The sequence below is a fragment of the Paenibacillus sp. SSG-1 genome, assembly GCF_002224835.1.
Classification (GTDB): Bacteria; Bacillota; Bacilli; order Paenibacillales; family Paenibacillaceae; genus Paenibacillus_AQ; species Paenibacillus_AQ favisporus.
On the sequence record NZ_MBRK01000001.1, the window covers coordinates 3882465 to 3907900 of the forward strand.

Annotated in this window: 23 protein-coding genes; 7 read left to right on the top strand and 16 right to left on the bottom strand. The window is 54.4% G+C overall.

The genetic code is table 11. The features are described from left to right. Window positions 1–271: 271 nt before the first annotated feature. Both BCV73_RS18015 and BCV73_RS18020 read left to right on the top strand, forming a co-directional pair. On the top strand, window positions 272–1285 hold the full coding sequence (locus BCV73_RS18015) for a FecCD family ABC transporter permease (protein WP_076169990.1): 1014 nt from the start codon (window positions 272–274) through the stop codon (window positions 1283–1285). Then, window positions 1282–2340: a FecCD family ABC transporter permease gene (locus BCV73_RS18020; RefSeq protein ID WP_076169989.1), complete on the top strand. Its 1059-nt coding sequence runs from the start codon at window positions 1282–1284 to the stop codon at window positions 2338–2340. The genes BCV73_RS18015 and BCV73_RS18020 overlap by 4 nt, the downstream gene beginning before the upstream one ends. Window positions 2341–2489: 149 nt before the next feature. Here BCV73_RS18020 and BCV73_RS18025 read toward each other — a convergent pair whose 3' ends face one another. The 7 genes from BCV73_RS18025 to BCV73_RS18055 all read right to left on the bottom strand — a co-directional run bounded on the left by BCV73_RS18025 (window position 2490) and on the right by BCV73_RS18055 (window position 12780). Beyond that, window positions 2490–4976: a stalk domain-containing protein gene (locus tag BCV73_RS18025; RefSeq protein ID WP_089548108.1), complete on the bottom strand. Its 2487-nt coding sequence runs from the start codon at window positions 4974–4976 to the stop codon at window positions 2490–2492. A gap of 283 nt (window positions 4977–5259) precedes the next feature. Then, window positions 5260–6876 (bottom strand): beta-N-acetylhexosaminidase, encoded by a 1617-nt coding sequence (gene nagZ / locus BCV73_RS18030; protein ID WP_089548109.1) that lies wholly within the window; start codon window positions 6874–6876, stop codon window positions 5260–5262. A gap of 44 nt (window positions 6877–6920) precedes the next feature. Further along, complete coding sequence (locus tag BCV73_RS18035) at window positions 6921–7709, bottom strand: response regulator transcription factor (protein ID WP_234489329.1); 789 nt, start codon at window positions 7707–7709, stop codon at window positions 6921–6923. Then, complete coding sequence (locus BCV73_RS18040) at window positions 7684–9531, bottom strand: cache domain-containing sensor histidine kinase (RefSeq protein ID WP_089548110.1); 1848 nt, start codon at window positions 9529–9531, stop codon at window positions 7684–7686. The genes BCV73_RS18035 and BCV73_RS18040 overlap by 26 nt, the downstream gene beginning before the upstream one ends. Window positions 9532–9556: 25 nt before the next feature. Further along, on the bottom strand, window positions 9557–10384 hold the full coding sequence (locus BCV73_RS18045) for a carbohydrate ABC transporter permease (protein WP_089548111.1): 828 nt from the start codon (window positions 10382–10384) through the stop codon (window positions 9557–9559). Further along, a complete protein-coding gene (locus BCV73_RS18050) occupies window positions 10384–11268 on the bottom strand; it encodes a carbohydrate ABC transporter permease (RefSeq protein WP_076169984.1) in 885 nt (294 codons plus the stop codon). Before BCV73_RS18050 ends, BCV73_RS18045 begins: the two co-directional genes overlap by 1 nt. Before the next feature lie 126 nt (window positions 11269–11394). Continuing rightward, entirely contained in the window at window positions 11395–12780 is a 1386-nt protein-coding gene (locus BCV73_RS18055) for an ABC transporter substrate-binding protein (protein WP_179232148.1), read from the bottom strand. A 247-nt stretch (window positions 12781–13027) separates the two neighbouring features. On the opposite strand from BCV73_RS18055, the gene BCV73_RS18060 reads away from it, so the two are divergent. Next, window positions 13028–13744, top strand: a complete 717-nt coding sequence (locus tag BCV73_RS18060) for a Crp/Fnr family transcriptional regulator (protein WP_089548112.1) — start codon at window positions 13028–13030, stop codon at window positions 13742–13744. Window positions 13745–14179: 435 nt separating this feature from the next. Continuing rightward, the gene (locus tag BCV73_RS18065) at window positions 14180–15064 is read left to right on the top strand and encodes a hypothetical protein (protein WP_089548113.1); all 885 of its coding nucleotides are present in this window, start codon (window positions 14180–14182) and stop codon (window positions 15062–15064) included. 63 nt (window positions 15065–15127) lie between these two features. Here the strand turns inward: BCV73_RS18065 and infC are convergent, their stop codons facing one another. The 9 genes from infC to BCV73_RS18110 all read right to left on the bottom strand — a co-directional run bounded on the left by infC (window position 15128) and on the right by BCV73_RS18110 (window position 22792). Beyond that, window positions 15128–15610, bottom strand: coding sequence for a translation initiation factor IF-3 (gene infC, locus BCV73_RS18070; protein ID WP_089548114.1), 483 nt, complete (start codon window positions 15608–15610; stop codon window positions 15128–15130). A gap of 112 nt (window positions 15611–15722) precedes the next feature. After that, complete coding sequence (locus BCV73_RS18075) at window positions 15723–16418, bottom strand: hypothetical protein (RefSeq protein WP_218828155.1); 696 nt, start codon at window positions 16416–16418, stop codon at window positions 15723–15725. A 166-nt stretch (window positions 16419–16584) separates the two neighbouring features. Next, window positions 16585–17304 carry a hypothetical protein gene (locus BCV73_RS18080; RefSeq protein WP_089548116.1) on the bottom strand — a complete coding sequence of 240 codons (720 nt, stop codon included), beginning with the start codon at window positions 17302–17304 and terminating at the stop codon, window positions 16585–16587. Between the two features lie 165 nt (window positions 17305–17469). Further along, window positions 17470–17790 (bottom strand): winged helix-turn-helix transcriptional regulator, encoded by a 321-nt coding sequence (locus BCV73_RS18085; RefSeq protein WP_076169977.1) that lies wholly within the window; start codon window positions 17788–17790, stop codon window positions 17470–17472. Window positions 17791–18063: 273 nt separating this feature from the next. Further along, window positions 18064–18795: a ThuA domain-containing protein gene (locus tag BCV73_RS18090; RefSeq protein ID WP_076169976.1), complete on the bottom strand. Its 732-nt coding sequence runs from the start codon at window positions 18793–18795 to the stop codon at window positions 18064–18066. A gap of 12 nt (window positions 18796–18807) precedes the next feature. Then, a complete protein-coding gene (locus BCV73_RS18095) occupies window positions 18808–19776 on the bottom strand; it encodes a sugar phosphate isomerase/epimerase family protein (RefSeq protein ID WP_089548117.1) in 969 nt (322 codons plus the stop codon). A 62-nt stretch (window positions 19777–19838) separates the two neighbouring features. Then, window positions 19839–20933, bottom strand: a complete 1095-nt coding sequence (locus tag BCV73_RS18100; protein ID WP_089548118.1) for a Gfo/Idh/MocA family protein — start codon at window positions 20931–20933, stop codon at window positions 19839–19841. Then, window positions 20926–21693, bottom strand: coding sequence for a sugar phosphate isomerase/epimerase family protein (locus BCV73_RS18105; RefSeq protein ID WP_089548119.1), 768 nt, complete (start codon window positions 21691–21693; stop codon window positions 20926–20928). The genes BCV73_RS18100 and BCV73_RS18105 overlap by 8 nt, the downstream gene beginning before the upstream one ends. Before the next feature lie 49 nt (window positions 21694–21742). Next, a complete protein-coding gene (locus BCV73_RS18110; RefSeq protein ID WP_089550307.1) occupies window positions 21743–22792 on the bottom strand; it encodes a Gfo/Idh/MocA family protein in 1050 nt (349 codons plus the stop codon). Between the two features lie 155 nt (window positions 22793–22947). Here BCV73_RS18110 and BCV73_RS18115 point away from each other — a divergent pair, with 155 nt between their 5' ends. From BCV73_RS18115 to BCV73_RS35840, 3 genes are all read left to right on the top strand, one after another. Beyond that, window positions 22948–23796 (top strand): AraC family transcriptional regulator, encoded by an 849-nt coding sequence (locus BCV73_RS18115; protein ID WP_076169972.1) that lies wholly within the window; start codon window positions 22948–22950, stop codon window positions 23794–23796. 179 nt (window positions 23797–23975) lie between these two features. Then, window positions 23976–25151 (top strand): glycosyltransferase family protein, encoded by a 1176-nt coding sequence (locus tag BCV73_RS18120; protein ID WP_089548120.1) that lies wholly within the window; start codon window positions 23976–23978, stop codon window positions 25149–25151. Window positions 25152–25226: 75 nt separating this feature from the next. Continuing rightward, a partial coding sequence (locus tag BCV73_RS35840; RefSeq protein ID WP_256992889.1) for a glycoside hydrolase family 99-like domain-containing protein occupies window positions 25227–25436 on the top strand: 210 nt, incomplete at its 3' end.

The window sequence follows — 25436 nt, forward strand, 5'->3', positions numbered from 1 at the left end:
GATAATGATTCTCAGTATCGTCCTAATCCTAATTCATAGCGCCTGTAATGTCAATAAACTTCCTGTATGGAAGTGCAAAAAACGGATATTGAAATTGAGAATCAGCCTCATTGACAAGCCTATGCGCTCCACTTAAACTTTAATATGTTACATAGAATGAACTAAAGAAATGAATGATATAGGCCGTATTAGGCCCTTATAACAGGAAGTTCAATGCACAACTTTAGTTCAAACTATTTATTTACAGCCTGATTGAAAAGAGGGGTATGCCGTGCAGCCGGAATGGTTACATAGATCATCTGCCAAATGGACCGGTTTGATCGCAGGGCTCGTCCTCCTGCTCTTATGTGTTGCTGCGAGCATCCTCTTTGGCGTGCACAGCACCAATTGGAGGGAAGTTGTCGAAGCCTTTACTTCGTTTAATGGAAGCAATGAACACATTATCGTCCGGGACGTCCGCGTGCCGCGCGCGCTGATCGCCGCCTTCGTCGGCGGAAGCCTGGGAATTTGCGGCGTGCTGCTGCAATCCCTGACCAAAAATCCGCTTGCGGATGCAGGGATATTCGGCATTAATGCCGGCGCCTCCCTGCTTGTCGTAGCTTCATTCGTCCTGCTCGGCGTCAGCTCGCTTGCATCCTTCACCTGGATCGCTTTCCTCGGGGCGGCTGTCAGCTGCCTGTTCGTATTTATTCTCGGCTCCGCCGGGAGGCAAGGCTTAACGCCGCTGAAAATCACGCTCGCCGGGGCGGCCATTACCGCCTTCTGCAGCTCACTGACCAACGGCATGCTCATCATTAGCGGCCGGGCCATGGAGGAAGTGCTGTTCTGGATGTCCGGTTCCGTTGAAGGCCGGAGCCTGAGCATATTGCTGGGCCTTCTGCCTTACATGCTTGCCGCCTGGATTGTCGCCCTTCTTATCGCGTCGTCCGTCAACACGCTCATGCTCGGCGAGGACGTGGCACGCAGCCTAGGGCAGAAAACCGTACTCCTCAAGCTGACCATGGGACTGCTTATCGTCGTGCTGGCAGGCAGCTCGGTCGCCGTCGCCGGACCGATCGGGTTTGTCGGGCTCGTTATCCCGCACATCGCCAGAGCACTTGTCGGACGGGATACCCGCTGGCTGGTCGCCTACAGCGCTCTGCTGGGCGGCATTCTGCTCCTTCTTGCGGATATTGCGTCCCGCTTTATCGCCATGCCCCGGGAGATCCCCATCGGCGTCATGACGGCGATCATCGGAGTGCCATTCTTCATCCACGCTGCGAGAAAGGGGTTGCTTCGCCAATGAGCCGTTCATCCAGACCGAAAGGCCCCATCAGCGTCCGCATGGGCGGGGATGCGGTTTCCTTTCTCACATCGAAGCGCCAGATTGCCATTCTGTGCATTCTAGCCATTGTCCTTTTACTTGCGGTCATCATCAGCATCGGCTTCGGCACCAAATACGTGAATCCCTGGGAGGTGACCCAGGCGATCTTCGGCCAAGGGAACAAACTGGACGTTGTGGTCGTGCAGAAGCTCCGGCTTCCCAGGGTCATCGTCGGCGCATTGGTCGGGGCCTGCCTTGCCATGTCCGGGGCGATCACGCAGGGACTGATCCGGAATCCGCTGGCTTCTCCGGACGTCATGGGCGTCACGAGCGGCGCCTCTGTCGCGACGACGGCCATCATTACGCTGATTCCGTCGGCCAGCGTCTTCTGGCTGCCGCCGGCCGCCTTTGTCGGCGCCGCGCTCACCACGCTGCTGATTTATGTGCTCTCGTGGAAAAAGGGCGTCAACCCGCTCATGCTGGTCCTGATCGGCGTCGGCATCGGGGCGGTCGCTTCGGCCATCTCCACGATGCTGCTCGTCACAGGCCCGACGGACGTCGCCCAGAAAGCCTTCAACTGGCTGCTGGGCAGCGTATACGGCAGCTCCTGGAAGCATGTCAACATGATGCTGCCCTGGTTCATCGCGCTGGGCGCGCTCAGCCTGATCTTCGCCCGGCGCATCAACATGCTGCAGCTCGGCGACGACTTGGCCGCCGGGGCCGGCAGCCGGGTGGAGCGCGACCGGACGATCCTGCTCTTCATGGCCGTCGGGCTTGCCGGGGCCGGCATCTCCGTCGGCGGAGCGATCGGCTTTGTTGCCCTCCTCGCCCCCCACATCGCCCGGAAGCTGATCGGATCGTCTTACGGCTCCCTGCTTCCGGCCAGCGCTCTATGCGGGGCCATCATCGTTGTCGTGGCGGATGTCCTCGCCCGCAACCTGTTCACCCCGCTGGATATTCCGGTCGGCGTGTTTACATCGGCTGTCGGCGCGCCGTTCTTCATATTCCTGTTATGGAAGAGCCGCAGCTCTTCCTAGTACGAATACGGCAGCGAATGCATTATAAAAAAGACAAAGAAGACCCCCATCTACCGCAGCTGCAGTGGATGGGGGTCTTTTCATTGCCTATAAGAATAAGAAAGAATAATTGCTGTCTTCCATAATCATGATTCGTTTACTGCTTTCATTTACTGCTTCATCTGCGGCATCGGCATCAGGAGCAGGTTAATCGGCAGGTTGCTGCCCGGCGCCGCCGTGTACCAAATTTCTACGCTTTGCTCATAGTTTCCTGTACGGTACAGAACGCTCGTTTCGTTCGGGGCGTTGACATCCTGGGTGTTGTTCGCTGCCTGCACCTGCTGGCCGTTCACCAGAAAAATGCCGTTGTATACGCCGCCGCGAGGGTTAAGCGTAATCAGCGTATTCGGAGCGACGTGGTTCAGCTTGATTTTGTACAATACACCAAAGTTGCCTGCATTCGAAGCTTCGGTTCCATAGATTCCGTCCAGTCCCTTCAGGTTCGGATCGATGTTATTGTCGCCGAGAACGATACGTGTCTCGGTGCTGCCAAGCACTTCGTCGGTCGACATGTTCACGACGGAATTCGGATACGTGCCCCGGTTGTGTACGTCGCGGTCAAGGGCCGGAAGGAATGGCAGCGACTGCAGCGGATCCTTCGTGGCGTCGAGCATAATGACGCTGTATTTTACCGGATAGTTGCTGAATGCGTCCGCCAGAACGGAAATGCCTTCACCCGGTTTCATTTTAATGTTGTTGATATTTGTCATAATGACCTTGCTCTCGCCAGGGGCGAGGGTGATATCCTGACGGCCCGAACCGCTCGTCATGGAATCAAAGTAGCGCATCACGGATGCTCTGCCGTGGCCCGTCGCATACTGGCTAGGTCCCCCCATGCCGAAGTTCTGGATGTTGATCGTGTTGCTCATGTCCAGCATCGTGTTGGTGGCGATGACGTAAACCTGCATGTTTTTATTCGTAGCATTGACATGGTGGAGCATAAACCGGGTGCTTCCGAGCGCCGTTTCCTGATACAGGAGGCCTTCGGAATATACCGTCTCCGGACTGTTGCTGCGGATCAGCGTGGCTGGATCGGAAGTTGTCGTAAAGGTCGCCGTTTTCCAGCTAGGCACCGATCCGCCGTTGAACGTAAATTTGTCTCCTACCGGTGTAAAGAGCTTGTTGAACTCGTCTTCGGTGTACAACGTTTCGTTCGTAATGACAACGGTCTTCTGGAACTCGCTTATCGCGCCGTGTTTGTCCGTTACTTTGAGCCGGATTGTCTGCGGTCCAGGCTGGAAGAACGCCTTGCGGTCGTTCAGCCATTCGCGGCTGACGATCGCGTCTTCATCATCCGTACTCTGATCGGTAATGGTGATCAATTCACCCATTTTGTATTGTTCTTTGTCGGTTGTAAAACTAGCCACCGGCGGCTCGTTCGGCTTGAGCACGTTCACCGTGATGCTGTACGGATCACTCCACTGTCCGCTGGAATCCTGAACATAGTGGGTCACTGTATGCAGTCCGGGTTCTTGGAAAATGTCCTCTTTCCCTTCCCAGCGCTCGTCAACAATTGGCAGTCCGCTTGGAGAGGTCGCTTGGGAAATGTAGTTCACCGTCGTCTCACCTGCAAAAATTTCAGTTGGGCCAACGCTGAACGTGGCTACCGGCTTCGTCGACAGGTTCAGAATGACGCGCTTTCCGGGCTGGTCGACCGTGTAAGGAATGCCAAGCGCCTGCGTGATCGACGTGAGCGGAACCATAAACGTATTTTTGTACTGATACGCAGGGCCCTTCATCGGTTTCGCCACTCCGTTGACGCGGTAGCTGCTGCTGTTCGTTTTGAACCGGAGCTCGTTGTTATCTTTAATAATAATCGTTTCTTTCGTCTTGGCGTCATACGTCAGCTTCAGACCGACGCGCTCCACCATGGCGCGGATCGCCACGTAAGATACGCCGTTCTTGACGGCCATCGGCTGGCCGGCCAAGTACAGTTTGCCGTCCTGGTACATTTTGTTGCTGTTCATCATGAGGATCAGCTGGCCGGCCTGACCGGTTGTCGAGCTTCCCGTCGCCGTAATTCCCTGCGGATCGGTGGTTGTTGTGGTGCCGCCTGCCGTCCCTTCGGACTGTCCTTCGTTTCCTTGCGTGCCGGCATTTTGGCCGTCCGCCGCTTGGCCACCGTCATTCGTGTTCCCGGTGCTGCCATCGGTTTGACCGGAAGCGCTTGTTCCGTCTGTCGTGCCGCCGTTCTGCACAGCGCCTTGCCCGGTGTTACTTGTGTTTCCGGTCGTTCCTGCGGTTCCCGAGCCTGTGGAGTCTTGGCCGGAAGTTGTCGTAGTGGTGCTTGTACCGCTTTCCGTTCCCGTCGTGCCGTTCGTTCCCCCTGCATTTCCGGTTGTACCTGTCGTGCTGGACGTGCCTACAGTTCCTGTTGTTCCGTTCGTGCTTGCAGCGCCCGAATTGCTGGAATTGCCAGTATTGGTCGTGCTGCTCGTGATGTTATTGGTGACTGCGCTTGCCGCTGCATTGTCTACACCTTGGACCGTCCCCGCATTTTGCTGGACCTGTACCGCGGTTTCCGCGCTGGCCGGCAAGACCAGAGCGGTTTGTGATGCAGCTAACACTGCAATCATGGTCAATTTCTTGAAATTCATCTCCAGACTCCTTCTGCTCCCATTTTTAAATCACGTTCTGTTCTAACGAGCCTCCTGACCCCATACAAAAAAAAGAGGCTAACGCTAGTTCCCCCCGACATCAGATCCATCAAGCTTATTTTTTCTGATATCATTGAAAAGACATAGTATTAGACGCTTCATTCCCTGAAAAGTTGCTCTCGATTTTACAGATCTCCAAAAGAAAAAAGGAAGGATATCCCAAATGGGCATCCAACCTTTGGTAAATCTATACCGCACGCCTTTTTCTTGCGGATTATCACGCTCACTGGGACGCCGTGGTTTGACTGCCAAGGCTAACCGGCAGCGTCCCTCCGGCCTTAGCATGCCCCGTTAGAATGGAAGCCAGCCCTTCCATAAAATAAGGCGTATTTTCGTAGCAGCACAGGTATGCCGGCGAGGCCGGTACCGCTGCCAGATCGTACGGGTTGCGCGTGGAGGCCACCACGAGCCGCTGCGGCTGAAGCGCGATCAGCCCTTCGACGAGCTTGCGCTGACCTGCAGGAAGCTCGCTGCCGGCCGTGTATGTAGCGACGACGACCTGACGATATCCTTTGGCGGCGGCCAGCACCTGTTCAACCTCGTGCAGGTCCGGCTCCGCGCTGATCGTCAGCTCATTTACGTCCTGTATGTATTCCGACAGCGCCTGCCCGAGGGTCTTCGCTTCCGTCCATGGCTCATCCACCTGTGTTTCCGAGCGGAGCTCCGGCCACACGACAAGGACCGGCTCGTCTTCCTGAAGCGGCAGCTGACCATCGTCTTTGACGAGCGTAATGCTGCCCGCTGCCACTTCCCTCAGCAGCCGCTCGGTTTCCGGCTTTTCGTGCCGTTCAAGGAAGGCTGGCGCGCTTTCCTGGGTACCCGAAGGCTGCAGCCGCTTCTCCTTCAGTTTCAGAACCCGGCTCACCGCAGCGTCAATAACGCTCTCCGGAATTCTTCCGCTGCGCACAGCCGCCGTGACCGCTTCAACCGCTTCGATTTGATCCTGAAGCGTATGGCTGACCAAGACGATGTCCGCTCCCGCTTCCACGGCAAGCACCGCGCCTTCGCCCACGCCAAAATGCTTGGCAATCGCGTGCATTTCCAGGCAGTCGGTCACGATGACGCCCTCGTAACCGAGCTGGTCGCGGAGCAAACCGGTGAGCACCGCTTTGGACAACGTCGCCGGAACCGCCTCCTTCTCGATGGCAGGGAAGACGACATGTGCCGTCATAATGACGTCCACCCCGTCCCGAATCGCCCGGACGAACGGCTTCAGCTCCACCTCGCGCAGCCGCTCCATGCCGTGCTCTACCGATGCCAACCCCAGATGGCTGTCGACGCTGGTATCGCCATGCCCCGGAAAATGCTTCGCTGCCGCCGATACGCCGTGCTCCTGGTACGCCCGAATGGCGGCCGAGCCGTGCTCAGCCACCTGCTCCGGATCTTCGCCGAACGATCGGACGCCGATGACCGGATTCCGCGGGTTGTTGTTCACGTCAAGCACAGGCGCGAAGTTCATATTGATCCCAAGCGCATGCAGCTCCTGGGCACTTATAGCGGACACCCGGTAGGTAAAATCCGGGTTTCCCGTCGCCCCAAGTGACATGTTTCCCGGAATGCGGCTCACCCTGCGATGGTCGATGCGGGCCACCATGCCGCCTTCCTGGTCGATGGCGATCCACAGCGGCAGCTTCCCCTGCTTCGCGGCCATCTCCTGCAGGGAGGAAGACATCGCGGCCACCTGTTCCGGCTCACCGATGTTCCGGCGGAAATAGATGACGCCGCCTACATGGTACTCCTCGATCAGACGGCGGATTTGCTCATCCGGCTCCTGCGCGTGGAACCCGCAGATGAACATTTGCCCGATTTTTTGCTCAAGCGTTAGATCCGATACTAACATGACATGCCCACTCCCTATTCATATTTTGCTCCGCCGATCGTCCGCTAACCCGCCGTTCTTCCCTTCGTCTGGTCACGGAATTCGGACGGTGTCAGCCCGGTATGACGCTGGAACACTTTGGTAAAGTACCTCCGCTCCTGGTAGCCGATGCTGCTGCCGATTTGCGTGATGCTTTTGTCGCTGTGGGTAAGCAGATATTTAGCGGTTTCGATCCGTTTCCCTGTCAAATACTCGACAAAGGTGACGCCGAGATGATTTTTGAACAGCAGGCAAAAATAGCTGCAGCTGATGCCCAGGTGTCCCGCCAGCTCCTCGATGCCCAGATCGCTGCCCAGCCGTTCGCCGATATAAAGAATCGCTTCCGACATCAGCTGCTGCGGGGTCTTTCTTGCCCCGCTGTCGCTGCTGTCCTCCTCTATCCGGGCGACGGTCACCTGGAACGGATCGCTCCGCCGTTTCCGGAGAATATCCTCACGGGCGGAGCGGATCGTATTCTCCAGCTCCTTGTAATGGATCGGCTTGCAAATGTACTCCCTGACATTATACTTGATCGCCTGCCGGGCATACTCAAATTCCTGATATCCCGTTAGAAGAATGATTTCAGCGGCGGATCCGCCTTTGCGCAGCTCGCCGATCAGGGTCAGGCCGTCCATCACCGGCATGCGAATGTCGCACAGCACGATATCGGGGGTATGGAGACTGCAAATGTCCAACGCCTCCTGTCCGCTCCGGGCGGTATAGACCTGCATCTGCATGTCGTTCCACGGAATAACGCTTTTCAGATTGTTCAGAATCGGGGCTTCATCATCAACCAGCAGCACGTTCAGAATCATCCATGTCCCTCCACTCGTTGTCTGGTATGATACATTGGATTATCGTTCCGGTGGTCCCGGACGAACAAATGAACAACCCGTATACATCGCCGTAGTGAATCCGGATGCGGTCGGCAACACTGCGTACGCCGAGTCCCCTCCGCTCGTGGTTCACCTGCATATCCTTCGCTTCCGGCGGTTCCCCGCCATCGCTCTTCATGTATTCAAAAGCCGCCAGCTGCCGCGGACTGATGCCGATGCCGTTGTCCTGTACCTGCAGTACGAGCCGGCCGCGCTCTTTCCAGCAGGACACATAAATCATGCCCTTATAGCCGATCCCTTCAAAGCCGTGCTGGATGCAGTTCTCGACGAGCGGCTGCAGGGTCAGCTTCAGCACGCTGCGGCTCCGCAGCTCCGGCGGAATATCGATCTCATATTCAAACAAATCCTGAAACCTGAATTTCTGGATTTCCAAATAGCTCTGCAAATGCTCGATTTCCTGGCCAAGCGTAATCTCCTCATTGTCCTGGATGCTGATCCGCAAAATGTTGCCAAGCCGGTGCACCATTTCGCTGACCTTCTCCCCTTCGTTCTGAACCGCAAGGACGTTGATCGACTCGAGCGTATTGAACAGAAAATGCGGCTTGATCTGGGCCTGGAGCACCCGCAGCTCTGCCTTCGCCTTCTGCTTCTGCTCCTTCTGGATCTGTTGGAACAGGCCGTTGACCCGTTCAACCAGATCGTTAAAGCCCTTCGCCAGAATATGCAGCTCGTCTTTGCCCCGGTGGTGCACCTGGACATTGAAGTCCCCGCCTTCCACTTTACGCATGAAGCGGACGATGACCGCGATCGAGCCGGTAATCCGGTTCATGAAGACCATGTTGAAGGTCACCGCCGCCAAAAGGCAGACGAGCGTAATGCCGATAAACCATTTGGCAAAGACCAGCGTTTCCTGTGACAGGGAGCTCCACGAAGTGACGGAAACGAGACTCCAATTGTATTCTTTCATATGATAAATCGAAACGATGCTTTTTTCCCCGTTAAACGCCGTCTTGAAGCTCTGAAAATCACCGCCGAACTTGACGTCCCTCTTCATCACGGACTGGATTGGCTGGCCGTCCAGCACTTTATTCGGATCATACAGAATAAGTCCTTTATCGTTTACGAGCATAAAATCGGTGGACTGCATATCGCGGTTTAAAGAAAGGTTGCGGAAGATCAGCTCGATATCCCAGTTTTTGATTTGGGTCACCAAAATCCCGATATTTTTAAAATAGCTCAGCTCCTTGATAAGCCGAATTTGTGTAAACACCGGGTCGGATCCGGTGATTTCCGGGTATTCATGCGGTCCGAGCCATTTGGGGACCCCATTCAGGGCCATAACCTCTTGATAAAGCGGATGGGCTTTAAACTCTTCGAATGACAGCGTATTAAAGTCTTCCTTGGTGAAAATGGAGACCGTGCTCGACGGTCCGCTGCCCTGCAGGTTGTACAGATAGGCATAACTGATGGCAGGATGGTTGTACAGCAGGCTCCGGAAGTTGCGCTGGCTGTTGTTCAGGTTCAGCTGCTCGGCATCGTTCAAATCCTGTTTGGTCGGGTCCTTGGCGATGAGCGCCATATGAAACACCGAGGTCGCGATGCCGTTATCCGTCACGTTGTCCATCTGCTTCAGCACGCTGTTGATGCTGTAGCTGATCGCTTTAAGGGAATATTCCGTCTGCCGGCTGTATTTGGTCTCAATCGAATGAGAGGTCACCATAAAGGTAACGACGCCCAGCACGCACAGCGGAACGATGATCAGTGTAACAAATGCCGTAAACAATTTTACCCGCAAATTCATTGGCATTCATCCGTTTCTTCGCATGTTATCCCTTAACACTGCCTGCTGTAACGCCTTCAATGATTTTCTCCTGAAGGATCGCGTAAATCACGATGACAGGTACGACGCTGTAGACGATGCCGGCTGACATCTGCGCGTAATTCATCTGGTATTGATCCCGGAACTGCACCATCCCGACCGGGAGGGTCCGCAGCGAATCATTGGAGAGGAAGTAGTTGGCTAGCAAAAATTCGTTCCAGTTGCCGAGGAAGTTCACGATAAACACCGTAACCATGGCCGGAACCGTCAGGGGTACGACAATTCTAGCAAATATACCCTGGGCTTTCAACCCGTCCATGACGGCTGCTTCCTCGATTTCACCGGGCAGGGACCGCATGAACGCCGCCAGAATGATGACCGAGAACGGGAGCGCATTGGCGATGTAAGGAATGATGAGCGCCAGATGCGTATCCAGGATCCCAAGCTTGCGTACGAGCAGATAAATCGGGAGCATAAGCGCGTTGTTCGGGATGAGCATGCCGACCAGGATCAGGCCAGACAGCAGCGCGCTGATTTTGAAATGCCGCATGCGGGTTATCGCAAACGCAAACATCGCGGCGATCAGGATCGATACGACGGCCGACAGAATCGAGATATACAGACTGTTGAAAAAATAGGTGCTGATCTTGGCGTTGACCCATGCCTCCACGTAATTACCTAACGCAAACTGCTTTGGTATGCCGAACGGGTTCAGGGCGATCGCATTGTTATCCTTTTTGACCGACGAGAAAAGCACGAACAGGAACGGGAAAAGAATAACCAATAAGTAGGCCATCAAGACGATGTGGGGCAGCAGTTTTTTGAGCCTGGTCATCAGTATTCAATCCTTTCGCTGCGCCTTGCAATCAACAGTTGGTACAGGGCGGTCAGTATTAATGTAAAGACGAAGATGAGAACGGAAATGCTGTTGCCGTACCCGTATTTGAAGTTGGTAATGGCATATTTGATCATGTAGGTGGCCATCACGTCAGTCGAACCCGCCGGTCCGCCCTTCGTCATGACGATGACGATGTCCGCGGCTTTCATCGCGCCTGCGATGGACAGCATAATGACGACGGAGATGATCGGCTTAATGAGCGGCAGCGTAATGGAGAACGCCCGCTGTACAGCCGTTGCCCCGTCGATGGCGGCGGCTTCGTCCAGCTCGCGGGGAATGGAAATAATGGCGGCGAGAACCATGACGATATAAAAGCCGGTCCACTGCCAGGCATTGGTAATCAGGATGGACAGCATCGCGTATTTTTCGTCGGACAGCCAATACAGCGGTTCGATGCCGAACACTTTCAAAATATTGTTCAGCAGCCCGATGTTCGGCTCATAAATAAATCCCCAGAGGATGCCGATCACGGCTGTGGACATAATCGAAGGCAAAAATACTGCCGTCTTGTACAGCCCCTTCAATTTTTTGACATGGGCGATCAGGAGCGAAAAAAAGACGATCAGCGGCACTTGGATTCCGCAGGAAAACAAAATGAAATAGCCGTTGTTTCGGACTGCGGTCCAAAACCGCTTCTCCGTCAGCGCCTTCACGAAGTTGTCGAAGCCGATGAATTTCGGATCGCTGGATACGCCGTTCCAGCTCGTCAGGCTGTAACGGATCGAGCTTACAATCGGATACAGAAAAAACATGGCAAACAAAATCAAGCAGGGAAGAATAAACAGGACGTAGAGCGCAGGATTCTTCAATGCTTTGTTCATGGAGTTCCTCCCAACGCGGGCGCTTGGTCGTCCGCCCGAAAAAATGTCATGCTCCCTCAGACTTGAGGGGGTTGAGTAAAAAACAGGTGCCCCGGTTTGACCCGAGGCACACCGCATCAGCTGCCGTTATTCTTCCAGTGAATTCGCTTCCTCTTGTGCCTTCTGGAGCGCTTCGCCCATCTTCTCAGGCGTCGTCTGGTTGCCGATCAGCTTTTGAATCTGAATGTTGCTGATTTCCGTCGTCACGTCAGCCTGTACGAGCGAGTCGAATGCCGGGAAGGAGGATTGGGCCGAGTTCAGCACGTCGACGATTTGCTTCATCAGATCGTCAGTAATGCTCGACTCCAGCACAGATGCGTCCAGCTTCATGGCCGGCAGGACCCCGTCTTCCACCAAGCCGCGGATCTGCATTTCCTCATTAAACAGGTTCTTGATAAACGCTTTCACTGCTTCCAGCTTGCGCGGATCCTTGGCGACCGCGGACGAGAAGCCGTAGCCGTTGTTGACGTCGCGCATCAGCGCCGTCTGATCGCCTACACCGCCGTCCACCGGCGGAAGGTTGAAGAAGCCGACTTTACCGATCATGCCTTCGCCGGATTCCCCTTGCTTAAACACCGAAGACTTCCAGGTTCCGTCATACATCAGAATGGCTTCCCCGCTCGTAAATTGGGTCGTGTACTCGGCGTATTCAAAGCCCAGCTCGCCCTTTTTGAAATAGCCCTTGTCGACCCATTCCTTATGCTTCGCAAACGCCTTGACCATGTTCGGATCGTTCCATTTGGCTTCGCCTGTAGCGAATTTATTCGTAATGTCCGGTCCCGCGTAGCGCGACCACAGATGGTTGGTCAGCATCAGCGGCACCCAGCCTGCCTTGGAAGCTGCCGCCATAGGCACCTTGCCGTCGGCCTTGATCGCGGCCAGCTGCTCTTCCAGCTCGGCGAACGTTTTAGGCGGTGCCCAGCCCTTTTTATCGTAATACTCCTTGTTGTAGAAGAAGCCTTCGCCAGATCCGCCGATCGGCAGTCCGTAGACCTTACCTTCGTAAGTGAACGGCTCGAGCGAGCTGAACTTATCCTTGATCCCCAGCTCCTCAATGATCGGCGTCAAATCAAGCAGTTTGCCCTCCTTGGCGTACACTTTGGAATCGGGGCTGCCGAACAGGTCGAATATATCCGGCGGATTGCCTGCCGCCATTTCGCCGCGCAGCTTCTCTTTCCGGTTGACGTCGGATTCCACGCCATCCAGCTTGAACGTTAACCCTTCGATTTCGCCCTCCGTCTTTTTCACGACGTCCTGCAAAATGGCAAAACGCTTCTCTTTGTCCTGGCCAACCTGCGTATGTCTCAGTGTCAGCTCGAACGGTTCGGCCTTTTGCGCTTCCTCCGTCTTCGGCTCCGTTCCCGATGAACCCCCGCCCGTCTCTCCGGCCGATTTGTTATCGCTTCCACAACCGGATAACGCGAGCGACGCCGCAAAACATAACGAGATCAGCAGCATCAAACTTCTTTTCATCTTCATCTGGTTTAGCCCCCCTTAGCAATCTGGTTTACATGCTTAATTATAAGAAGCGGCCGCCAGATCCGTAAGGAGAATATTCCGCTAATGCAGGGGGAAAATCTTCTACATTAAGTGAAAATAATCACATTGTTAGAAATTTGACACTTTTCGCCCGCCCGGCGCGCACTCAGCCGCTCGTATTCCCGCTATAATATGGATAAAGGCAATCACATTACAGCAAGTCAAAAAGGGGAAATGAACGATGAGCACACTGCCTGCACTCGAGGACACGGTCCGGAATACATGCTGCTTCTCGGACACCAACTTCACACGGATGCTTTCCATGATGACGGAAATCAAGATGCCTGCGGGTTCCCACCTGTTCTGGGAAGGGGATGCTGCCGACAGATTTTACTATATCTACAGCGGATGCGTTAAATTAAGCAAATCCTCGGTCGAAGGGAAAGAGCTTATCGTCTATATGTATACAAGCGGCGATATCGTCGGCCAGGCCGACCCGATCGGCAGCCGTACGCACAGCTATACCGCCGAGGTGCTTGAGGACAGCGTCGTCGGCGTGATCGACCAGCAGGATATGGAATTCCTCATTTGCCAGGACGGCGCTTTTGCGATGGACTTTATGAAATGGATGGGCAATCATCATCGCCTCACGCAGACCAAGTTCCGGGATCTTATGATGTACGGCAAGCCCGGCGCGCTCTGTTCGACACTGATCCGGCTCGGCAATACGTACGGAGAACATACCGGAGGACGTATCATCATCCATAAAAAGCTTACCAACACGGATCTTTCGAACCTGATCGGAGCTACGCGCGAAAGCGTCAACCGGATGCTGGGCGACCTCCGCAAATGCGGTGCGGTGGACATTGTGGACGGCCTGATTGTCATTAACGACATTTCTCATCTGCAGGGCATCTGTCACTGTGAGCATTGCCCGAAGGAAATATGCCGGATTTAAGAGAAATCATCACTTCCCTCTGCGTGCAGCGCAGGGGGTTTTTCATGTGCTAAAAGGACTGTATCTCTTCGATTCCTTTCTACCACCCTCTAATTTTTCTCTTACCACCCTTCCAAATACCTATATTCATTAAAGCGCTTTCTTCATATACTATTAAATGATTCTTAAGACCTATATATAATGCGGAATAAAGAACCGATCAATTGGATAGCACCTATTTCCAAGGACTCATCCACTACGCAGATCTACCTATCGTGACGTGGGCCTGCTATCAGACTACAGATCCTTGTAAGGAGGACTGAGATCCGCCAAAACCAGGAACATCATATGTATTACCCGCTGCCAGATCTGGTCATAAGGAATCGTATTTGTCGTGAAAGAGGGTCCATTGAATCAGGTAGTACCGCATATCACATAAAGGAGTGTACGATTGTCATGTCAAGTAAATATTCATTGCGTTCAGGATGGATTGCTGCCTTCGTTGTATTATGGTTTGCCGCGGGTCTCTTCCCCGGAAATGAGGCTAAAGCGGAAGGTTACACCAAAGCCACCTGGCTGTGGAACACGGTGCTGATCAAGACGGAAGCCAAGGAGATGCTGAAATTTTCGGCCGATCACGGCGTCCGGACGATTTATCTCCAGACCAACAGCGATATTCCTGCTTCCTACTATAAGAGCTTCATCAAACAGGCCGGAGCTTTGGATATCCGGGTCGATGCGCTCAGCGGCGCCCCGTCCTGGGGACTTACGTCGGAACGTTACAAAATCACAAGCTTCCTCGATTGGGTGAAGGCGTACCAGAACGGCGCTGCAGAGGACGAGAAGTTCCAGGGCGTTCATGTCGACATCGAACCCCACGTGCTGCCTCAATGGAAGTCGGACCAGACCTCGGTCATCCGCCAATGGCAGGAGAACGTCCAGTATTTAACCGATAATGTGCGTGAAATGAATCTTCCAGTTGCCGCCGATATTCCGTTTTGGCTCTGCAACTATACGACAGCGGACGGAACAAGCACGCTGAGCCGCTTCATGATCAGCCAATATGACGCCGTTGCGATCATGTCCTACCGGGATACCGCCGACGGCATCTACAGCACCGCCAAGCGCGAACTGGAAGAGGCGAACTATCTCGGCAAGCCGGCCTTTGCTTCTGTCGAAACGAAGCCGAGCAGCGAAGGCGAATTTATTACCTTCTATGAGGAAGGAAAAGCTTATATGGACTCCCAGTTGGGCAAGCTGCAGCAATTGGCGCAGGTCAACACCTCATTCGCAGGGGTGTCCGTCCACGACCTCGACGGCTGGAGATCGCTTAATGATTAACCCGAACCGCACAAAAGCCCCTGAGTGCCTGAATAAACGGCGCCCGGGGGCTTTGTCTTTTATTTATGCGACCGGATCGATCTGTACGGCAGCCTGCTTGCCGCTCACCTGGATGCCTGTTTTGGCGCGTCCCCACTCCTTTAATTCCCGAACCAGGTCCTCCAGCAGAACCTTGGCGGCGGCACCCTCCTTACCCTGCACCCGGACCACCAGCATGACTGCATTTCCCGCTTGTAATATTCGCGCGGCCTGCTGCTTCTTCGTGTCCAGATCGTGCTCCTCGATGTTCGGGGTCAGCCGGATCTCCTTCACCTTTACTACCCGGTCGGAAGATTTGGCTTTGGCTGCCTGGGCTTCCTTCTTGGCGTCGGCGGCAGCCACCAGCCGGCACGGCGGCGGACTGCTCATCAGCGACGTGCAGACGAGGTCTACTTTCAGCTTGCGGGCCATGGCCAATGCTTCCCTGGTCGGGACGATTCCGATATCCTCGCCGTTTAAGCCGGTTAATTCCACCTCAGAAGCCTTGATCTTCTCATTCATCCACATAGGGGTACCCTTCCTTTTACTCACGACATATATCATTTATTCTGGATTTTCATTTCAAATTCGCTGTCAGCCCAATTCGGGCTTGTACATTTGCTTCTATTGGGTTTGTCCATTATACGCTTGCCCGTTCCAGCCTGATTTCCACTTCATCCTGCGGCGTCAGCTTCATTTCCAAACCGCTGTCCACCAGTTCCTTCCCGTTCACCTTGACGACCCACTTCTCCACCGATTTGGGACTGTACCCCTGGACGGTGTCTACGTACATTTTATTGTCCGTCAGCTTCACGAAACCGCTGTGCGCCATAACGTCCCTGACGCTTTGATTATTGGTGTAAGGAAATACATAAGAATGCGTCATATCAGGCTTCATGGACCCGCCGTCCAGCTTCAGCACGGTAAATTCGGGAGCCTTTGCATCTTTCCCGTCCTTTTTGGGATCAGCGTACTGAATGTTGATGGAAATTTCGTCATGGTCCTGCAGGACGGTGTCGAGATTCTCCTTGCCCAGCTTCTTGCCATTGATTTCAAATGCCCACTCAAATAAAGGATCCAGGGACACCTGGCTGATCGTCAGGACGCTTCCGTTGTCGCTAAAACCGACAATGCCGCTTCTCTTCAGCCCTTCCCGGACCGTCACGCCCTGCTGCAAATATTGCTGTAAATTTTGGATGACCGCCGGTGAGAAGAAGCCGTCTTTTTCCGAGAGAGAGACCTCCCCATTGACGTCATTCGAATAAACGTTGGCCGATGCCTCCTCCTGGTCGGCTTGTTTGCAGCCTGTCAGCAGCAGTGCTGCTATGATCAACATGATGAATGCAGCGTGTAAAACCGGCTTCCTCATCGAATAACCACCTTTGCTTCCGCAATCTCGCAGGACTCTTCCAAAACGCAAATAGAGCCCTCCCCTGAGGACTCTATTTTACCATATTCGAGCCGGGCCCGCATAATCCGCGCATTCCGGCAGATGTTTCCTATTAATCGATAAGAGGCTCCATGAACGTCCGAGTGCCGTCGGTATTTTTCAAATAAGGGCCCAAACCGAGAAAATTCGCCTGGTCCACGTATACGCCTGTCATCCACGTACCCTCCAGCACCTCTCCCCCAAACTGCAGCATCAGCGGCGGAGCTGAAATATATTCCTGGTAGATCGGAAATTTCGTGTTGTGTTTCTTGTAACTTTTGCCAAGCTGGATCAGAGGGGCTTCATGGACATAGGTAGGCACAAAATAAGTGGAGATGACCTCCAGTTCTTCTTCCGTGAAAAAAGGAGTGTCACCGAGAAAGGGGTGAAACATGGTGATTTCTTCGTACTGGGACCAAATGATGACCTGCAGCAGCATGCTCTGATACCGGCCGTTGTGAAAGATGTATTCATGCTTGGACGTTCCGTCCGAGGCATGATTCGCATCAAGGCTCTCGACATTATGCCGCTCACAGCCGATGCATTTCCAGCCCGTAGGACCTTGAATCCATTTCTGAAAAATCGTACTGCTCTTGTCTTTGTCTTCGTCGGCAGGTGACGCCTGAGCAGGCCTGTCTAAGGTCCAGCGTTTCCAAATCGATTCCGGCCAATACCGGCTCAGCATACTGAGTGTCTTGTCGTAAATGCCCCGAACCTTGACCGAAGCGCTTTCAAGCTCGTGTACATCGTCCTTGCCGTACCCGATTCCCTGGGAGAATATGATCTTCCTCATCGTCATCCGCCTCCTTATACGCCGAAAAGGCAGTTTTTTACCAATTATACTACAGACTCCGTCATTTGGTGCAAGTCTTTTCCTATAATTAACAAAAACCCTCCTTAATGGAAGGAAGGTTTGTCGTTAACGGGTTTCCCGTAGAACCGTACCTTTCGGACGGTTTTACAGCTCAACCCACTGTTCTGCCCACTCTTGAACCTGCTCCATAACGGGACGCAGCGCTCGGCCTTTATCCGTCAGCTCATATTCGATACGGACAGGCGTTTCGGGATAAACGTGCCGAACCAGAATTCCTTCCGTTTCCAAGTCTTTCATGCGTTCGGACAGCATCTTATCGCTCATCGAAGGAATTAATTTCGATATATCCTTGAACCGTTTCGGACCATCCATCAGGGAAAAGACGATCAAGCCGTTCCAGCGTTTCCCTAATATGGAGAAAGCATTTTCGAATCGCGGACACATGTTAAATTGTTGTTGATTCATGATCTTCACCTCTTTACAGAATCCATGTAAACAGTTACGTCTCATGAACGCTTACATTAAGTTAGTATATTTCATTTTACCACATTTTTGCGCAAAATGAAACAAGACAACTGCTGGAAAGCTCCGCAAATGTTCTCTCCCTTTCAAAACGGGACTCCCGATTCCTTGCTGATCCCATGATCTACAGATCATCCGAAAATCATGCATGCTCTGCAAGCAAGCAAAAAAGCGGCGGTTGGACCGCCGCTTTAGGCTGATGCGCCTTGCGAAAACTTACAATACTGCCGCCGGCTTCAGTTCTCTGACCGGCTGCATGTTGCCGAATACCGGAGCCGGCGTTTGGAGAGGATACGCCCAATTGATCGCGTTGGCGATGACTTTCAGGATTTCCGGCTGGTAATAGGTCGGGAACGTCTCATGGCCTGGACGGAAATAGAAGATCTTCCCTTGGCCTCTGCGGAAGGTGCATCCGCTTCTGAACACTTCGCCGCCTTCGAAATTACTGATAAACACGAGCTCATCCGGAGCCGGAATATCGAAAAATTCGCCGTACATTTCCTCATGCTCGAGGATAATTTTGGCGTCAATGCCCATGGAAATCGGATGGGACGGGTTCACGTTCCAAATGATCTCCTGCTCCCCTGCTTCTCTCCACTTGAGGTCGCAGGAGGTTCCCATCAACGCTTTAAACGGTTTGGAGAAATGGCCGGAGTGCAGCACGATGAGTCCCATGCCGCCAAGCACGCGTTTTACGACACGCGCCACCACTTCGTCGCTGACCTGGTCGTGGGCCATATGGCCCCACCATACGAGCACGTCCGTGGCATTCAGCACTTCTTCGGTCAATCCATGCTCCGGCTGGTCCAGCGTCGCCGTTGTAATCGCAAAGCCGTTCCCGTCCAGCCCTGCGGCCAGTGCGGCATGAATGCCTTCCGGATAGACTGCCTTCACTTCGTCGTGAATATTTTCATGAACGAATTCGTTCCAAATGGTTACATTAATCAATGGTTTATCCCCCTAGACCCACCACATCTCGCCGAGTGGCTCTTCAATAAGTACTTGCTGCAGGTTTTGAACGGCTTTGGAGAAGCCTTCTTCAACAGACATCAGGCCGTCTTCATGCTCGATGCTGACGACATAATCATAGCCGACGAGGCGCAGTGCGCTGATAATGTCAGCCCACGTTTTTACATCGTGTCCGTAGCCTACGCTGCGGAACTGCCAAGCGCGGTCCAGCATGTTCGTGTAGGACTGCATATCGGTCAGGCCGTATTTGTTAACATTGATCGGATCGATCACGGTATCCTTTGCATGGAAGTGATGGATCGCACCCTCACGGCCCAAAATGTGGATCGCCTGCACCGGATCGATGCCCTGCCACCACATGTGGCTCGGATCCAGGTTGGCGCCGATCGTTTCGCCGGCAGCTTCGCGCAGGCGGAGCAGTGTCGCAGGTGTATGCACCGAGAATCCGCCGTGGAGCTCAAGCGCGATTTTTACATTATGCTCTTTGGCAAACTTCGCTTGTTCGGTCCAGTAAGGGATAACTTTGTTCTCCCACTGCCATGCGAGCACTTCCTGATAATCGTTTGGCCAAGGCGCTACCGGCCAGTTCGGATATTTGGCATCCTCATGGTCGCCAGGGCATCCGGAGAACGTGGTGACCACTTCAACGCCCAATTTCTCAGCCAGCAGCACCGAGTTCACGAAATCCTCGTGGTCGGCCTGAGCCAGATGCTTCTGCGGATGCAGCGGGTTGCCGTGGCAGCTCAGCGAGCTGATCGTCAGGCCGCGGGACTCGATTGCGTCCTTGAATTGCTTCAATGCGGCTTCGTCCTTCAGCAGCTCCGCCGGCTTGCAGTGTGCGTTGCCGGGATTGCCCCCTGTTCCGATTTCAACAGCCTTCAATCCTTTGGAGACGACATAGTCCAAAGCGTCCTCCAGTTTGCGTCCACCAAACAATACCATAAATACTCCCAGTTTCAAGTGTACTCCTCCTCATTCTTGGTTATCGTAGCTATAAATAATTGCTTCTATGCAAAGGATGACTATTCCTCAAAATAAACGGCTTTGCCTGTTTTGGCAGACTCGTAAATGGCTTCGAGGATCTGCGTGACCACATAGGCCTGCTCCGGCTTGACCACCGGCTCTTTATCTTCCAGGATGGCTTCGAGCCACAGGCGCTGCTCCTTGTCGGCATCGGTCTCTGCCGACCCGGAGTAGAAGGCTACGCCGCCAGCGTTCAGATCCACCGTGGTTTCATAGAGGCGGCTCATTTTCTCGCCGTTGATGCGCAGGCCGTCCTTCATGTCGGCCCCGCCTTCCGTGCCGGCAAGAACCGTCTTCGCTTCCCCGGTTTCCACGACGTTCAGCGCCCAGCTGGACTCCAGCACGATCGTTGCGCCGTTCTGCATCGTGATGAAACCGAATGCGGAATCCTCTACCTTGAACTCTTCCGGATTCCAAGGGCCGAACGCGTTGGCCGCATTCTCTTTATGGCCCAGCTTGTGGAAGGTGCTCCCGAGCACGCTCTTCGGCTTATAGTTGTCCATCAGCCACAGCGTCAGGTCGAGCGCGTGGGTGCCGATATCGATCAGCGGTCCCCCGCCCTGCTTCTCTTCGTCAAGGAACACGCCCCAGGTCGGAACGGCACGGCGGCGGATGGCCAGCGCTTTACCGTAATAAATGTCGCCGAGCTCCCCGTTCTCGCACAGCTCCTTCAAGTATTGGCTGTCGTTGCGGAAGCGGTTCTGGTAGCCGATCGTCAGCTTCTTGCCGGTGCGCTTGGCGGCTTCCACCATCGCTTTGGCCTCGGCGGCCGTCTTGGCCATCGGCTTCTCGCACATGACATGCTTGCCGGCTTCCAGTGCCGCCACCGAAATGACGGAGTGGGAATCGTTCGGCGTACATACATGAATGACGTCGATCCTTGCGTCCTTCAGCAGTTCGCGGAAATCTGTATACACTTTGGCGCCTTCTGCGCCGAATTCGGCAGCGGCCTTCTCGGCGCGCTCCTGCACGATATCGCAAAACGCAACCATTTCCGCCTGTGGCTGCTTCTTGAGACTCGGCATATGCTTGCCGTTTGCGATTCCTCCGCAGCCGATGATGCCGATTTTCAGGGTTTTGCTTGAGCTAGACATTTACGGGTCCTCCGTTTCTGGCATAAGATTTGATCCATTCCATGCTGGCTGCAATGCTTTCGAGCGGTGGTCTTTCACAGAAATCCTGCTCCACAACGATCCATTCCACGCCGGCTTGGTCCGCTGCTTCGGCTACGGCTTCCAGGTTGACTTCGCCTGCGCCGAGCTCGACTGTCTGCGGCGTGCCGTCCTCTTTCCGCTTGACGTCCTTCCAGTGCACAATCGGAAGGCGTCCCGCATACTTCTCGATGTACTCCACCGGATCGTAGCCGGCAAAATATACCCAGCACGTATCCAGCTCCACCTTCAGCAGGTCGGCGGGCACCGCTTCGTACATCGCGTCGAACACCGTTTCCTCGCCGCGTGTTTCCGTAAATTCAAAATCGTGGTTATGGTACAGCAGTGTGGCCCCCTGCGCGGTGCATTTCTCACCGATACGCTTCAGGTTGTCAAACACTTCGTCCCACTTGCGCTGCTCCTCACCAAGGTAAGGAACGATCAGGCTGCTGCTGCCGATCTCCTTGTTATAGGCGATTTCCTCGTACAGTGCGTTTTGCATCCGGTCGTACGGCGTATGGGTCCCGATGGCGACCAGACCGTTCTCGTCCAGCAGCTTCTTGACCTCGGCGCTGGAGCGTCCGAAGAAGGTGTGGAATTCCACGCCCTGATAACCCAGCTCTGCTACTTTCTTCAACGTACCCTCAAAATCCTTTTCCATTTCTTCACGAACCGTATATAACTGCAGGCCAAGCTTCAACATATTGGTTCACCCCTGTATTCGCTTATAGGTCACCTTATTGGGATGACCGTTATTCATGGCTGCTCGCAAGTACGACATGGCTGCCGCTGATGGATGACTCTTCAAAAGCATACATGGCTTCCAGCACGTGGTAGGCCAGGTTGCCGTTGGCCCGGTGTTTACGCCCCGAGCGGATTGCTTCGACCATGTCGTTTACACCGCGGCCGCGTTCGTTCTGGGTGCTCTCAAAAACGGGCGTCAGCACTTCCCATTCGCTGGAACCGCTTCGGCGAAGCTTGACGTCGCCGTTAAAGAAGTTCGGATCCGGCAGGCTGAGCGTTCCTTCCGTACCGTAAATTTCAATCCACGGCAGATTGGCCCCGGCTTTAATATCAAAGCTGGTTATCATCGTGGCGATGGCGCCTTGTTTAAAATCGATGGTGCCTGCCAGATGGGTCGGTGTCTGCACCTGAATCTGCTGGCCGCTCTTCGGCCCCGAGCCGATGGTCCGCATCGGGATCTGGGCACCTACCGAGGCGCTGATCCGGCGGATCGAACCCAGCAGCTCAACCAGCGCCGTCAGGTAATACGGACCCATGTCCAGCATCGGACCGCCGCCCGGCGCGTAAAAAAATTCAGGGTCCGGATGCCAGCCCTCCGGGCCGCCGCCCATCATAAATGCGGTTGCCGCCACCGGTATGCCGATCTTCCCGGCTTCGATCGCCGCTTTGGCGGTCTGCACGCCTGATCCGAGGAACGTATCCGGCGCGCTTCCGGCGCGCAGTCCTTTCTGCTCGGCCAGTTCAACCACGCGCTTGCCGTCCTGCAGCGAGGTCGCCAGCGGCTTCTCTGCGTATACATGCTTGCCGGCTTCAAGCGCCGCCAAATCGATGGAGGCATGGCTGCCGGGAATCGTCAGGTTGATGACGAGCTCAATCTCTTTGTCACCGAGCAGCTCATCCACGGTGTATGCGTTTGCAATCCCAAACTCTTCAGCCCGCGCCTGGGCGCGTTCAGTCACCAGATCGGCAACCGCCACCACTTCAACAACCGGGCTTTTCTTTAAATTCTCCAGGTAAATGGCACTGATGTTGCCGCAGCCGATAATGCCGGTTTTCATTTTGTTCTCCACGAAAGTCACTCCTTACGATGCTGAATGCGTATTCAACAATCTAGTAACATGGTATTCCGAATTTATTTATATTAAAATGAATTATATGATCGAAACATGAACAATCTGGTCATTATTTTTTGGATTGCAAAGGGAGCCCTATCATGTCCACCCAAGATTCAGTGCACATTTATACAGCAGGATTTTCATTTCATCATAAACCGTTCTACATGAGCGAGATGGACGGCGTTAAAAATTACCTCATGCGTCTGCAGACCGACGGAAGATGCCGCGCACTGGTAGACGGTGAGCTTGTTCCCGTCGAATCGGGCGATCTGTTGATTTATTCCCCGGACGAGCCGTACGAGCTGTTGATCGGCGAGGAACCAAACGCTCAGGGTGAGCTTGCCGTAGAAAGCGGCGACTATCATATTTTCTTCGGCGGGGAATGGATCGACCAGTGGTGGGCCAAGCAGAAACGGCCGACGCGCATCCGCGTCCCGCTTAACGAGAGCCTGATCAGCCTGTTCCGCCAGATCGTGCTGGAGCAGCGGAGAATGTCCAACCCGTATCCCGAAATATCCGGATACTATATGCGGATTTTATGCCTCGAAACGGACCGCCTCCTTAGCGAGCATCCCTCCACGACCCCGAGAACGTACCTGGCTTACCGCATGAAGCATTTTATTGAAGAACACGCCTCGTTATCCTTCAAGCTGGAGGATGTCGCTTCACATGTCGGCATCAGCGTCTCGAGGGCGGTCCATCTGTTTAAGGAGGCCTTCGGGACGAGCATTATGCAATATACGCTGGACGTCCGGCTGGAAATGGCCCGCGAACGGATCGTGTTTAGTCCGATGTCGCTCGAAGACATTGCGGAAACTTCAGGATTCGGCAGCTATACGTACTTCCACCGGGTATTCCGGTCCCGGTTCGGCAAGTCGCCCAAGGAATACCGCATGGAGAACAGGGAGCAGATCCAGACCGGGATCGGCGTCCGTTCGCCAAACTAGAACATCGGATAAGACAGGCTGAAGCCGGCGCAGATAAGCGCCGGTTTTTTTGTGCTGCCGGCTTCAGCATCCGCCCTTTTTTTCCTTTTCAGGTCAGTTGTCCGTGGGGCAGCTTTCACGATACAACCATACACTGGTATGACACTATGCTAAGGCGATGAGGAGGGAAATCAAACGCCATGAACAAAAAAAGGAGCCGCGAGCGACCCCGCCGCAACCACATCCGTTTGCATCCCGTTACCGAGCAGCGCATCGCCAAAATAGTGGTCCGCGTGCTGAAGAAAAACGGCGGTGGAACACCACACGTACCAGCTCCCCTTCCCGGCGCAGCCCCAAGTCTGCCAGGCCCCCCCGTTGCTGCCGAAATAGAAACCGTCCCTTCCGAACAACCGGCCGCAGCGCCACCCGTTCTGGTTGAATTGGACGGAGCACGAACCCCCCCGGGCCCGGTGGATACCAAACAAATGAAAGTTCTTGTGCGGTCGCTGCTCTCAGAAGATAGCCATTGGCATACCGAACAGTCCATTCTTGACGGGCTCAGGCTGGTCACTCAGGCCGCCGCTCCCGTAAAGCACCTCTATAACCTGCCCGCAGGGCTGACTGCCATTCCGTTCGATCTCCTGCTGGTGCTCGGCAATCCCGATGCGAACTTTTTTGACGAATTGCGGGATCCGGTCCTGTCCGGCTCCCCAGTAAAAGCGGTCTGGCTAGCGGATGCCGCTGCGCCTGCCGAACAGCTGGCTTCGATTGCGGATGCATTCGACCTCGTATTCACGCAAAATATCAACCACATTCCTCTGTACCGCTATATGGGCTGCAGACAGATCGTATATTTGCCCTTTGCCGCGGATCCATCCGTGTATTTCCCCAAAGCCGTGAATATCGCGTATCAATCCGACATTCTGTTCATCGGAAATGCGGATCCGCGTACCCGGGAGATGTTCGCCGGCATGAAGCCGCTGCTCGCGGACAAAAAAGTGTTTGCCATGGGCTTAGGATGGCAGCCCGAAGACGGCGTAACCTGCGTGCGGCCGCTGGCCGATATCCAGGAATACTATAACGGCGCCACCGTAATCATTTATGCGCAGCCGGAGCCCGGGCAGGTTTTGGCCATTGGCGCATGCGGAGGCTTTCTGCTGGCGGAGAACGATCCCAATCTATACGAGTACATGCGGCCGGACGAAGATATCGTCATCTTCCGCTCCGCCGGCGACCTGCAGGAAAAACTCGGCTATTATTGGGACCGGCCTGAGCTCATGCGGTATGTGTCGACCAACGCTCTGTACGGCAGCAAATACCGCAATTCGTGCCTGCAAATGGTGCTGAAGCTGCTCCATCTCGCCGCTCAGCGCTAGGAATGCAAACCGTCCGGGCAGCCTGCCGGGATCAGGATTGAGCCGCCGTCGAAGTTGTATGGGAGGTAAGTCAACTTGAAGCTTATCGCATTTTTACTGCCGCAGTTTCACCCGATACCTGAAAACGATTTGTGGTGGGGGGAGGGTTTTACCGAGTGGACAAATACCCGAAAAGCCGTCCCCTTGTACCCGGGGCACAAGCAGCCCAATGAGCCCTTCGATCAGTATTACTACGATTTGACCGACCCTGCCGCGAGGATGTGGCAGGGGGGGACCGCCCCGACC

What these genes read in the sequence shown, in the direction of transcription:
- BCV73_RS18120 (WP_089548120.1), top strand. Translation starts at nt 23,976, where the DNA reads ATGAACAAAAAAAGGAGCCGCGAGCGACCCCGCCGCAACCACATCCGT.
- nagZ (WP_089548109.1), bottom strand. Translation starts at nt 6,876, where the DNA reads ATGTTAGTATCGGATCTAACGCTTGAGCAAAAAATCGGGCAAATGTTC.
- infC (WP_089548114.1), bottom strand. Translation starts at nt 15,610, where the DNA reads ATGTGGATGAATGAGAAGATCAAGGCTTCTGAGGTGGAATTAACCGGC.
- BCV73_RS18025 (WP_089548108.1), bottom strand. Translation starts at nt 4,976, where the DNA reads ATGAATTTCAAGAAATTGACCATGATTGCAGTGTTAGCTGCATCACAA.
- BCV73_RS18105 (WP_089548119.1), bottom strand. Translation starts at nt 21,693, where the DNA reads ATGTTGAAGCTTGGCCTGCAGTTATATACGGTTCGTGAAGAAATGGAA.
- BCV73_RS18045 (WP_089548111.1), bottom strand. Translation starts at nt 10,384, where the DNA reads ATGACCAGGCTCAAAAAACTGCTGCCCCACATCGTCTTGATGGCCTAC.
- BCV73_RS18055 (WP_179232148.1), bottom strand. Translation starts at nt 12,780, where the DNA reads ATGAAAAGAAGTTTGATGCTGCTGATCTCGTTATGTTTTGCGGCGTCG.
- BCV73_RS18035 (WP_234489329.1), bottom strand. Translation starts at nt 7,709, where the DNA reads ATGATTCTGAACGTGCTGCTGGTTGATGATGAAGCCCCGATTCTGAAC.
- BCV73_RS18080 (WP_089548116.1), bottom strand. Translation starts at nt 17,304, where the DNA reads ATGAGGAAGATCATATTCTCCCAGGGAATCGGGTACGGCAAGGACGAT.
- BCV73_RS18065 (WP_089548113.1), top strand. Translation starts at nt 14,180, where the DNA reads ATGTCAAGTAAATATTCATTGCGTTCAGGATGGATTGCTGCCTTCGTT.
- BCV73_RS18115 (WP_076169972.1), top strand. Translation starts at nt 22,948, where the DNA reads ATGTCCACCCAAGATTCAGTGCACATTTATACAGCAGGATTTTCATTT.
- BCV73_RS18040 (WP_089548110.1), bottom strand. Translation starts at nt 9,531, where the DNA reads ATGAATTTGCGGGTAAAATTGTTTACGGCATTTGTTACACTGATCATC.
- BCV73_RS18050 (WP_076169984.1), bottom strand. Translation starts at nt 11,268, where the DNA reads ATGAACAAAGCATTGAAGAATCCTGCGCTCTACGTCCTGTTTATTCTT.
- BCV73_RS18110 (WP_089550307.1), bottom strand. Translation starts at nt 22,792, where the DNA reads ATGAAAACCGGCATTATCGGCTGCGGCAACATCAGTGCCATTTACCTG.
- BCV73_RS18100 (WP_089548118.1), bottom strand. Translation starts at nt 20,933, where the DNA reads ATGTCTAGCTCAAGCAAAACCCTGAAAATCGGCATCATCGGCTGCGGA.
- BCV73_RS18085 (WP_076169977.1), bottom strand. Translation starts at nt 17,790, where the DNA reads ATGAATCAACAACAATTTAACATGTGTCCGCGATTCGAAAATGCTTTC.
- BCV73_RS18060 (WP_089548112.1), top strand. Translation starts at nt 13,028, where the DNA reads ATGAGCACACTGCCTGCACTCGAGGACACGGTCCGGAATACATGCTGC.
- BCV73_RS18075 (WP_218828155.1), bottom strand. Translation starts at nt 16,418, where the DNA reads ATGTTGATCATAGCAGCACTGCTGCTGACAGGCTGCAAACAAGCCGAC.
- BCV73_RS18020 (WP_076169989.1), top strand. Translation starts at nt 1,282, where the DNA reads ATGAGCCGTTCATCCAGACCGAAAGGCCCCATCAGCGTCCGCATGGGC.